A 2409-nucleotide genomic window follows, 5' to 3' on the forward strand; every position below is an offset into this window, starting at 1 on the left:
GAAGTTGTCGATCTGGTCGAGCTGCTTGGAGATGTCGAGATTGGCGTCGGTGAAGCGGACCTCGACGTCCGGATCGGCCTTGACCGCCTCGATGAAGGCGTTCTTGCGGCTCATGGTGAACACGTCGGTGTCGGCGAGGTTGGTATAGCCGACGACGAACTTGTCGGTGGCGTTGGCTGAAGCCGTTCCGGCGAACGCCGCGGCGGTCAAGGATGCCGCCATCATCAGGCCAGTCAGCAATTTCATGATTCTACTCCCTTTTCTATTCTCCACCCTAGTTGAGGCGTCCGCTTTCCTCGGACGGGCCGCCCCTCTCGCCGGACCTCGTCGGTCCGGGTTCCAGTCGTTCCGGTTGTTGTCGTAAGTTTTCCCGAAGCGTCTCAGGCCTTCTTCCTGGCCCTCGCCGTCTTGGTCTGGACGTCGAGGATGACGGCGATGGCGATGACCGTGCCCTTGACCACCATCTGCCAGTAGGAGCTGACGTTCATCAGGTTGAGGATGTTGTTGATGACGCCGACGATCAGCGCGCCGATGATGGTGCCGGAGATGGTGCCGGTGCCGCCCATCAGGCTGGTGCCGCCGACCACCACCGCGGTGATGGCGTCGAACTCGTAGCCGACGCCGGCCGCCGGCTGGCCGGAATTGATGCGCGACATGAAGACGATGCCGGCCACCGCGCACAGGATGCCGTTGAGCACGAAGGCCTTGACCACCACCGAGTTGGGATTGATGCCGGAGGCCAGCGCCGCCCGGGCATTGCCGCCGACCGCGTAGACGTAGCGGCCGAACTTGGTCTTGTTGAGCAGCACCCAGCACAGCACGACGAACACCGCCAGGATCAGCACCGAGATCGGCACCGGCCCGATCGCGCCCTGGCCGATCACCCGGAAATTGCCGAGATTGGCGATCGGCACGCCGCCGGTGAACAGCAGCACGCCGCCGCGCGCCGCCGTGGTCATGGCCAGCGTCATGATGAAGGCGGGGATGCGGAAGACGGTGATGACGAAGCCGTTGACCAGGCCGATGAAGATGCCGAGCAGGATGCCGGCGACGATGGCCAGCACGAGGCTCTGCGTGGCGGCCATCACGGCGGTGGCGATCACGCCGGTCAGCGCCATCACCGAGCCGAGCGACACGTCGATATGGCCGAGGATGATGATGAAGGTGACGCCGCAGCCGAGCAGGCTGACCACCACCACCTGGCGCAGCACGTTGGTCAGGTTCTCCGGGGTCAGGAAATACGGGCTGAGCGCGGTCGCCAGGATGACGATGCCGATGAAGATCAGGATGGTGCCGTAGCGCCGGTAGATCTCGGCAAAGCCGAGCTCGCGAATTTTGCTGAACATGCTCTTTTCCTTGGCTTGCGTCTTGGTCGCGATCTCGTCGGTCATCGCTTTCCTCCCGTGGCCGTCGCCAGCCGCATCAGATTTTCCTGGGACGCGTCGGCGCGGTCGATCTCGCCGGTCACCACGCCCTCGTGCATCACGACGACGCGGTCGCTCATGCCGAGGATTTCCGGCAGCTCGGACGAGATCATGATGATGGCGAGGCCCTTGGCGGCGAACTCGCCCATCAGCCGGTGGATCTCCGACTTGGAGCCGACGTCGATGCCGCGCGTCGGCTCGTCGAGGATCAGCACCTCGAGGTCGCCGAGCAGCCACTTGGCCAGCACGATCTTCTGCTGGTTGCCGCCCGAGAGGTTGCCGGCTTCGGCGGCGAGGGTGGGGGTCTTGATCTTCAGCAGCTTGCTCATGTCGGCGGCGGCGCGCTGTTCTTCCTGACCGTTGATCAGCAGGCGCGGCGCGAATTTCCTGAGATTGGCGAGCGAGATGTTCTCCAGCACCGAGCGGGACAGCACGATCCCCTCGGCCCGGCGATCCTCCGACACCATGGCGACGCCGGCGGCGATCGCCTCGCGCGGCGACTTCGGCCTGATGACCCGGCCGTTCAGCACGATCTCGCCGCCGTCGACCGGATCGAGCCCGAAGATGGCGCGCGCCACCTCGGTGCGGCCGGCGCCGACCAGGCCGGCTAGGCCGAGGATCTCGCCCTTGCGCACCGAGAAGGAGACGTCGCGGAACACGCCGCCGCGGCTGAGGCCGCGCACCTCCAGCACGGTGTCGCCGCGCTCCACGTCGACCTTGGGGAAGATGTTGGAGATGGTGCGGCCGACCATCAGGCTGATCAGCCGCGCCTCGTCGAACGCACCGGCCGGGCCGGAGTCGACGTAGCAGCCGTCGCGGATGACGGTGATGTCGTCGGCGATGCGGAAGATTTCGTCCATCTTGTGGGTGATGTAGATGACGGCGACGCCCTCGGCCTTGAGGTCGGCGATCTGGCGGAACAGCATCTCCACCTCGGTGTCGCTGATCGCCGAGGTCGGCTCGTCCATGATCACCAGCTTGGCCT

At 65.4% G+C, this 2409-nt stretch carries 2 protein-coding genes and 1 pseudogene; all 3 read right to left on the reverse strand.

Annotated elements, in window-relative coordinates; all coding sequences use genetic code 11:
* A pseudogene (locus tag CJ014_RS27150) lies at nt 1-246 on the reverse strand (sugar ABC transporter substrate-binding protein); the annotation flags it as partial.
* A 134-nt stretch (nt 247-380) separates the two neighbouring features.
* Entirely contained in the window at nt 381-1346 is a 966-nt protein-coding gene (locus tag CJ014_RS27155) for an ABC transporter permease (RefSeq protein ID WP_425351966.1), read from the reverse strand.
* Between the two features lie 41 nt (nt 1347-1387).
* The coding region (locus tag CJ014_RS27160) for a sugar ABC transporter ATP-binding protein (protein WP_133121959.1) at nt 1388-2409 on the reverse strand (1022 nt) is incomplete at its 5' end.

This window comes from Pleomorphomonas carboxyditropha, from assembly GCF_002770725.1.
In the GTDB taxonomy this organism is placed as follows: domain Bacteria; phylum Pseudomonadota; class Alphaproteobacteria; order Rhizobiales; family Pleomorphomonadaceae; genus Pleomorphomonas; species Pleomorphomonas carboxyditropha.

Bases quoted from the DNA above. Each gene is read 5' to 3' on its own strand.
- CJ014_RS27155 (WP_425351966.1), bottom strand. From the start codon at position 1,346: ATGTTCAGCAAAATTCGCGAGCTCGGCTTTGCCGAGATCTACCGGCGC.